This window comes from Streptomyces sp. NPDC096040 (genome assembly GCF_040303265.1).
Taxonomy (GTDB): domain Bacteria; phylum Actinomycetota; class Actinomycetes; order Streptomycetales; family Streptomycetaceae; genus Streptomyces.
This window is the reverse complement of sequence record NZ_JBEOTA010000024.1, coordinates 139,103-147,333: the sequence shown is the minus strand read 5'-3', so window position 1 is coordinate 147,333 and position 8,231 is coordinate 139,103. Positions and strand designations below refer to the sequence as shown.

Annotated in this window: 5 protein-coding genes; 2 read left to right on the top strand and 3 right to left on the bottom strand. The window is 70.9% G+C overall.

What is annotated here, in order from left to right; translation table 11 throughout:
• Window positions 1-107: 107 nt before the first annotated feature.
• Both ABTY98_RS30020 and rpsA read right to left on the bottom strand, forming a co-directional pair.
• The gene (locus tag ABTY98_RS30020) at window positions 108-1,634 is read right to left on the bottom strand and encodes a flavin monoamine oxidase family protein (RefSeq protein ID WP_502994391.1); all 1,527 of its coding nucleotides are present in this window, start codon (window positions 1,632-1,634) and stop codon (window positions 108-110) included.
• 303 nt (window positions 1,635-1,937) lie between these two features.
• Window positions 1,938-3,431 (bottom strand): 30S ribosomal protein S1, encoded by a 1,494-nt coding sequence (rpsA, locus tag ABTY98_RS30015; RefSeq protein ID WP_189947373.1) that lies wholly within the window; start codon window positions 3,429-3,431, stop codon window positions 1,938-1,940.
• A 367-nt stretch (window positions 3,432-3,798) separates the two neighbouring features.
• Between rpsA and ABTY98_RS30010 the strand changes: the two genes are divergently transcribed.
• Together ABTY98_RS30010 and hrpB are read left to right on the top strand one after the other, a co-directional pair.
• Entirely contained in the window at window positions 3,799-4,647 is an 849-nt protein-coding gene (locus ABTY98_RS30010) for a class I SAM-dependent methyltransferase (RefSeq protein WP_352224188.1), read from the top strand.
• A 103-nt stretch (window positions 4,648-4,750) separates the two neighbouring features.
• A complete protein-coding gene (hrpB, locus tag ABTY98_RS30005; protein WP_352224175.1) occupies window positions 4,751-7,231 on the top strand; it encodes an ATP-dependent helicase HrpB in 2,481 nt (826 codons plus the stop codon).
• Here the strand turns inward: hrpB and pgfA are convergent.
• Complete coding sequence (pgfA, locus tag ABTY98_RS30000) at window positions 7,221-8,213, bottom strand: cell envelope lipid trafficking protein PgfA (protein ID WP_352224174.1); 993 nt, start codon at window positions 8,211-8,213, stop codon at window positions 7,221-7,223. The two genes, hrpB and pgfA, sit on opposite strands and share 11 nt — an antisense overlap.
• Between the last annotated feature and the right edge of the window lie 18 nt (window positions 8,214-8,231).

Here is an 8,231-nt window from a genome sequence, read left to right as displayed (position 1 = left end):
ACAAGGCGCCCGTCCCACGGGCTGGTGACGTCGAAGGTGTCCTCGCCGGTGACCTGACGGCCGGCGCGCGCGTGCCCGCACACCGGCATGCCGCGCCCTCTCGTGCCCTATGCGGACAGCACGCGCGCGTGCAGTGCCATGACCGCCCTCCGCGCGGAGCTGAACGCGCCGTGCTGCCAGGCGTCCATGTAGCTGAGCCAGTCGCCGGCGAAGTAGACCCGGCCGGTGGGCTCGTTGAGCGGCTTGTAGCGCACGTCGTCGGGACCGCCGGGGGTGTCGTGCCAGGCGGCCTCCAGATGGGGGGTCTGGCGCCAGTGGTGGGAGAAGGAGGAGGCCAGCTCGGTGCGGTACTTGTCGCCGTAGATCTTCACACCGGCGGCCACCGCGCGCTGTTCGCGCCCGGCCGGGGTGAGCTGGGCGTAGGAGTCGGCGTCGGTGCCGTAGTTGTAGTAGCCGATGAGGACGCCCCGTTCGCCGTGGAAGCCGTACGAGGGGTGCCAGATGTGTGTGACGTCCTGGTCGGTCTCGGTGATGCCGCCGTAGATGCGGTGGTCCAGTTCCCACCAGCGCGAGCGGTATTCGAGGCCGATCTTGGCCGCGGACGACGGTGTGACGGCCTCCAGGGCGCTCTGCACGCCGGAGCCCAGGTTGTGCGGCACCTTGGCGAGGATGTTGGGCGGCATGGCGGCCACGCAGTAGTCGGCGTCGACGACCTTGGTACGGCCGTTCTCGGTGTATGTCACGGTGACGCCGTCGCCCTTGTCGGTGATCCTGGAGACCACGGCTCCGGTACGGACGCGGTGGGCGCCGATCGCCCGGGTGAGCGCCCTCGGTATCCGGTCCATGCCGCCGACCGGCTGGAACATCAGCATCGCCTGGTCGAAGCCGAACTCGAAGGAGAAGTAACGCCCGACGCCGCTCGCGAACACCTCGGAGGCGGACGGGACATCGCCGAGGAGCACCCCGGGAGTGCCGGCGGCGGCCGGTACGGTCGTGTATCCGCGGCGCTCACCGCCCTCGTACGTCAGCTTGTCGCCGAGTTCGCCCCAGTCCTTGAGGAACTCGACGAGCCGTTCCTGGTCGGTGGCCGTCAGCTCCTTGTCCAGGGCGCCCTTGTCGGTGGCCTTGGCGAGCAACTCCGATACGTAGCCGTACACATCGGCCTTGGCGGTGCGGTAGCGCTCGGGCCTCGTCATGCCGGCGGACTCGTTGTAGAGGTACGCGTCGGCGTTGGTGTTCGTGAACACCTCGATGGGAACGCCGAGTTCACGACAGTAGTCGAGGGTGATCATCCACTGCGGTATTCGGGCCGGCCCGGCGTTCATGTAGTGGCCGTCGGCGAATCTCGCGGTCTGCGTGTGGCCGTAGAGGTCCGTGGTCGAGTCACCGCCGCGCACGGTGAAGTTGCGTCCGCCGGTACGGTCCCTGGCCTCCAGGATCGTACAGTCGTAGCCGGCCTTGCCCAGTTCGTACGCGGTGGCGAGACCGGCGATGCCGCCGCCGAGGATGACGACCCTCGCCGCGGCGCGCCCGGTGAGCGTGAAGTCGCTTGTGCCGGGCGCCCGGAAGGGCTGTTCGCGCCGGGCCGCCTGGGCGGTGGGAGCGAGGCCGATGGCTCCCATGGTGGCGAACATGGCGCCTGCGCCACCGGTGAGACCGACGTTCCGCAGGAACGTCCGCCGGTTCGTCCCTGACCTGTACTGAGGCTGTGCCATGCCTGGGTTCCTCCCCGATCTTGAACGAAGACCGGGGAAGCGTCGCAGCGCCGCGTTACGGCCCAGCGGTTACCCGTGTATCCCACACGTTTCTGCGAACGCGAAGTCGAGGAACAAGCCGATGAACGAGCCGACGATCGACGAACAAGCCGGCCAACGCCAAGGGGCCGTACCTCGAAAGGTACGGCCCCTCAGTTACCGGCTAAGCCCAGCGGCTAGCGTTCAGCTCTGCCCACCGGCCAGCTTCTCGCGCAGCGCGGCCAGCGCCTCGTCCGAGGCCAGCGCGCCGGAGGTGTCCGCACCCTCGGAGGAGTACGAACCGCCACCCGAAGCGGCCGGAGCGGCAGCCTCGCCACCCTCGGCGGCAGCGGCAGCGTCGGCCTCGCGGCTCTTGATGACCTGCTGCTGGTGCTGCTCGAAGCGCTGCTGCGCCTCGGCGTACTGGTGCTCCCACGCCTCCCGCTGGGTCTCGTAGCCCTCGAGCCAGTCGTTGGTCTCGGGGTCGAAGCCCTCGGGGTAGATGTAGTTGCCCTGGTCGTCGTAGGACGCGGCCATGCCGTAGAGCGTCGGGTCGAACTCGACCGAGGCCGGGTCGGCACCGAAGGACTCGTTGGCCTGCTTCAGGGACAGCGAGATCCGGCGACGCTCGAGGTCGATGTCGATGACCTTGACGAAGATCTCGTCGTTGACCTGGACGACCTGCTCCGGGATCTCCACGTGGCGCTCGGCCAGCTCGGAGATGTGGACCAGACCCTCGATGCCCTCGTCCACGCGGACGAACGCACCGAACGGAACCAGCTTCGTGACCTTGCCGGGCACGACCTGGCCGATCTGGTGGGTCCGGGCGAACTGCTGCCACGGGTCTTCCTGGGTCGCCTTCAGCGACAGGGAGACACGCTCGCGGTCCATGTCGACGTCAAGGACCTCGACGGTGACTTCCTGGCCGACCTCGACAACCTCGGACGGGTGGTCGATGTGCTTCCAGGACAGCTCGGAGACGTGGACCAGACCGTCGACGCCACCCAGGTCCACGAAGGCACCGAAGTTGACGATCGAGGAGACCACACCGGAGCGGACCTGACCCTTCTGGAGGGTCGTGAGGAACGTCTGGCGGACCTCGGACTGCGTCTGCTCCAGCCAGGCACGGCGGGACAGGACCACGTTGTTGCGGTTCTTGTCCAGCTCGATGATCTTGGCCTCGAGCTCCTTGCCCACGTAGGGCTGGAGGTCGCGGACACGGCGCATCTCGACCAGGGAGGCCGGGAGGAAGCCGCGGAGGCCGATGTCGAGGATGAGACCACCCTTGACGACCTCGATGACGGTACCGGTGACGATGCCGTCCTCTTCCTTGATCTTCTCGATGGTGCCCCAGGCACGCTCGTACTGGGCGCGCTTCTTCGAGAGGATCAGGCGGCCTTCCTTGTCCTCCTTCTGGAGAACAAGGGCTTCGATCTCGTCACCGACGGCGACGACCTCGTTGGGGTCGACGTCGTGCTTGATCGAGAGCTCACGGCTCGGGATGACACCTTCGGTCTTGTAACCGATGTCGAGGAGAACCTCGTCCCGGTCAACCTTGACGATGACGCCGTCGACGATGTCGCCATCGTTGAAGTACTTGATCGTCTCGTCGATAGCGGCGAGGAAGGCTTCCTCGTTACCGATGTCGTTGACCGCAACCTGCGGGGTGGTGGCGGTGGTCTCGGTGCTGCTCGTCATGTGGGAAAGGGCTCCGGTACGGACATTGAAGTCGTAGGTACTGCTACGCCGGGAGCCCGTATCGCTCTGATGAAGCCGGACAGCCAAGGAAGCGCCACACAAAACCACTGGTGGCGCCTCGAAAACCGAGGGGACATACAACAGATGCGAGCGCAGCCTGCTAGGTCTGAGGTGCGCAGGCCCGCAGCGCAACTTGTAGCATACGGGGGCAGCCGGGCAGGGTCAATGCGCGAAGGCGCACACCCGGGGCGGATCGCCGCATACCCGGCACAAGAACCGTCCCACGAGGCCACGCAGGCCTGAGAGACCCCGTCCGCGACACACCCGTGACGGGGTTGGACGGAAGAGTACGACGAGGGAGCCGATCATCCAAGAGCCCGATTCGTTCGACCTCGAAGAGACCGGGTCAGAGACCGGAACAGAGGCCGAACCCGAAGCCACCCGGCGTGCCGCCGGGGTCGCGGAGAGCAGCCGGGCCAACCGGGGCTGGTGGGACCGCAACGCCGACGAGTACCAGGTCGAGCACGGCACGTTCCTGGGCGACGACCGTTTCGTCTGGGGCCCGGAGGGTCTCGACGAGGTGGAGGCGGAGCTGCTCGGCCCGCCGGAGGACCTCAAGGGCAAGGACGTCCTGGAGATCGGCGCCGGCGCCGCCCAGTGCTCGCGCTGGCTGGCCGCCCAGGGCGCCCGTCCGGTCGCCCTCGACCTCTCGCACCGCCAGCTCCAGCACTCGCTGCGCATCGGCGGATCGTTTCCCCTCGTCTGTGCGGACGCGGGCGCGCTGCCCTTCGCCGACGCCTCCTTCGACCTGGCGTGCTCGGCGTACGGCGCGCTCCCCTTCGTCGCCGACCCGCGGCAGGTGCTGCGCGAGGTGCGGCGGGTCCTGCGCCCGCAGGGCCGTTTCGTCTTCTCCGTGACGCACCCCATCCGCTGGGCGTTCCCGGACGAGCCGGGCCCCGAGGGCCTCTCGGTCTCCGCCTCCTACTTCGACCGCACTCCATACGTCGAGCAGGACGAGGACGGCCACGCGGTGTACGTCGAGCACCACCGCACGCTCGGCGACTGGGTCCGGGACATCGCCTCCGCGGGCTTCCGGCTCGTCGACCTGGTGGAGCCGGAGTGGCCGGCCTGGAACACCGCCGAATGGGGCGGCTGGTCGCCGCTGCGGGGCAATCTCCTGCCCGGAACGGCGATCTTCGTGTGCGAGCGGGACTGAGCGGCTCCGCGAGCGAACCGCGCGGCCCGGAAGCGGACTGCGCGGCCCGGAAAGGGAACGCGCGCGTGAAGGGCGTGCCCGGGTGCGTACGACACTGGGGGGCGTGATCCGTTACGACGCCCTGGACGCGCTGCCCGTACGACAGGCCCTGCCCGGTCTGGACGACGCCCTGGAGAGGCACGGCACCGCCGTCCTCGTGGCACCGCCCGGCACCGGCAAGACGACTCTGGTGCCGCTGGCGCTGGCCGGGCTGCTGGACGAGGGGCGCCCTGTGCGGCGGGTGGTCGTGGCCGAGCCACGCCGGATCGCGGCTCGCGCGGCCGCCCGCCGGATGGCCTGGCTGCTCGGTGAGCAGGTCGGGCGGAGCGTCGGCTACACCGTTCGCGGCGAACGGGTCGTGGGCCGGCACGCGCGCGTGGAGGTCGTCACGACCGGTGTGCTGTTGCAGCGCCTGCAACGCGACCAGGAGCTGCCGGGCGTGGACGTCGTCATCCTCGACGAGTGCCACGAGCGGCATCTGGACGCCGACACGGTGGCGGCCTTCCTCTGGGACGTACGGGAGACGCTCCGCCCGGAGCTGCGCCTGGTGGCCGCCTCGGCGACCACGGACGCGCAGGGGTGGGCGGGGCTGCTGGGCGGTGCGCCGGTGGTCGAGGCGGACGGTGTGTCGTACCCCGTGGAGGTGGTGTGGGCACCGCCGACGCGTCCGGTACGGCCGCCGCACGGGATGCGCGTCGACCCGGCGCTGCTGGCGCATGTGGCGTCGGTGGTGCGGCGGGCCCTGGCCGAGCGGCCGGGGGACGTGCTGTGTTTCCTGCCGGGCGTGGGCGAGATCGCCCGCGTGGCGGGCCAGTCGGGTGACCTGGGGGACGTGGAGGTGCTCCAGGTCCATGGCCGGGCACCGGCAGCCGTCCAGGACGCGGTGCTGGCGCCCGGGGAGCGGCGCCGGGTGGTCCTGGCCACGGCGGTCGCCGAGTCGTCGCTCACCGTGCCTGGGGTCCGGGTGGTCGTCGACTCGGGGCTGGCGCGGGAGCCGCGGGTCGACCACGCGCGCGGGCTGAGCGCGCTGGCGACGGTACGGGCGTCACGGGCGGCCGGGCGGCAGCGGGCGGGCCGGGCCGGGCGTGAGGCTCCGGGGGCGGTGTACCGCTGCTGGTCCGAGGCCGAGGACGCCCGTCTGACGGCCTTTCCGGCGCCGGAGATCAAGGTGGCCGACCTGACCGCGTTCGCCCTCCAGACGGCCTGCTGGGGCGATCCCGGGGCCGCGGGGCTGGCACTGCTGGATCCGCCGCCGGGCGGGGCGATGGCGGCGGCGCGGGAGGTGCTGACGGCGATCGGGGCGGTCGACCCCGCAGGACGGGCCACGGAACGGGGGCTGCGGCTGGCCCGGCTGGGGGTGCATCCACGGTTGGGGCGGGCGTTGCTGGACGGCCCCGGCGGGGGTGCCGAGGTGGTCGCGCTGCTGAGCGAGGAGCCTCCGCGGGAATACGGGGACGACCTGGCGGGCGCGCTGCGGGCCGCCCGGCGCGGCGGTGACGCCTACGCCGGGCGGTGGCGCGCGGAGGTGCGCAGGCTCCGGGCGGACGACGACGGCATGCCGGCCGGCACGGTGGACGAGCGCACGGTGGGACTCGTCGCCGCTCTCGCCTTCCCCGAGCGCGTCGCCAAGGCCGACGGCGGGTCCTGTCTCATGGCCTCCGGCACCCGGGCAGAGCTCGGTGAGGGCAGCCCGCTGCGCGGTGCCCCGTGGCTCGCGGTGGCCGTCGCGGACCGTCCTGTCGGCAGGGGGCACGCGCGCGTGCGACTCGCCGCGGTGGTGGACGAGGACATGGCCAGGGCGGCGGCGGCGTCGCTGTACTCGGAGGACCAGGAGGTCCACTGGGCCGACGGGGACGTCGTCGCGCGGCGCGTGGAGCGGCTCGGCGCGATCGAGCTCGTGGTGCGGCCGCTGCGGGACGCCGACCCCGCCCTCGTACGCACTGCGCTCCTCGACGGCCTGCGGCAGGAGGGGCTCGGCCTGTTGCGGTGGACGCCCGACGCGGCCGTACTGCGGCAGCGGCTCGCCTTCCTGCGCCTGCGCCTCGGGGAGCCCTGGCCCGACGTCTCCGAAGACGCGCTGCACGCGCGCGTGGACGAGTGGCTGGAACCGGAACTCGGGCGGGCCCGGCGCCGGGCCGACCTCGGGCGGATCGACGCCGGGGAGGCGCTGCGGCGGCTGCTGCCATGGGCGAGCGGGGAGGCGGGACGGCTCGACGAGCTGGCGCCCGAGCGGATCGTCGTACCGAGTGGGTCGCGGATCCGGGTCGACTACGAGAACCCCGAGCAGCCCGTGCTCGCCGTGAAGCTGCAGGAGATGTTCGGGGCGCAGGAGTCGCCGGCCGTGGCCGGGGTGCCGGTGCTCGTGCATCTGCTGTCGCCCGCCGGGCGGCCCGCCGCCGTCACCGCCGACCTCGCCTCCTTCTGGCGGGACGGGTACAAGGGCGTGCGGGCCGAACTCCGGGGGCGCTATCCGAAGCATCCCTGGCCCGAGGACCCGGCGTCCGCCGAGCCCACCCGGCACACCAGCGCACGCCTCAGGCGCTGACCGGTTCCGGGACCGCGGAGGGCGCGGGTTCCGGGTCGGCCGGGCGGCGGCCGAGGGCTTCCAGGCAGAGGGAGAGGGCGAGCAGCGCGATGCCGAGGGACAGGAAGCCCCACGGGAGGTAGGAGGTCAGCATCAGGACGAGCGTACGGTTCTGCTTGACCAGGGCGACCGTGTGCTCGATGTAGTCCTCGCGCATCTTCACGTCGCCTGCGAAGGCCGTCACCTTGGCGCGGCCGCCCAGCAGGGTGCCGCCGCGCAGCTCCTCCTTGTGGATCTCCTCGCCGTAGACGGGCGCGCCGGTGACGGGTTCCACCCAGAACTTGCGGACCGTGGTGTACCAGCGGGTGGTGCCGGTCTTGGCGACCGTCTCGGGGGTGATGCCCTGCACCGGCATCTTCTTGGGCATGGGGACCTTGGTCCAGGGGATGGTCTGCTCGAAGTAGTAGACCCCGACGCCCCGGAAGGTCTGCGTCCCCTTGTAGTGGATGGGGTTGGTGGTGCGGGTCTGCGCGTCGAAGTACTCGTAGTCCCGTTTCTCGGTCAGGAACGGCCACTTGAACTCGATGCCGTCCCGTCTCACCGGGTCCCCGTCGACCATCTCGCCGGTGGCGTGGACGGGTTCCTGGCTGTGGGCGTCGAAGATGTAGCGCTCGGGGATCTCGGAGACCATCTTGCCGTCGGGACCCTGGACGTAGGACAGGCCGTCCCAGACGACGACGTCCCGGCCCGCCGTCTCCTCGATCCTCTTCGCGGCCGTCACATCGCCCTTGAGGGTCTGCACGATGGTGACCCGGGGGACCTGCTTCGCCTTCATGGTGCCGTAGTCGAGGAGCGTGGCGTCCTTCGCCACCAGAACCATGTCCTGGTACTGGTTTGCGGGGATCTTGGCCAGGCGCGGGAAGGCGTACCAGCGCAGCAGCGGGGACAGTGCCGCGAAGAACACGGCGCAGGCGAGCAGGACCAGACTGGCCTTGCGGCGCATCTCGGCCTCCCGGGGCGG

Excerpts from the sequence above, each read along its gene's own strand:
- ABTY98_RS30020 (WP_502994391.1), bottom strand. The coding sequence starts at position 1,634 with ATGTTCGCCACCATGGGAGCCATCGGCCTCGCTCCCACCGCCCAGGCG.
- rpsA (WP_189947373.1), bottom strand. The coding sequence starts at position 3,431 with ATGACGAGCAGCACCGAGACCACCGCCACCACCCCGCAGGTTGCGGTC.
- pgfA (WP_352224174.1), bottom strand. The coding sequence starts at position 8,213 with ATGCGCCGCAAGGCCAGTCTGGTCCTGCTCGCCTGCGCCGTGTTCTTC.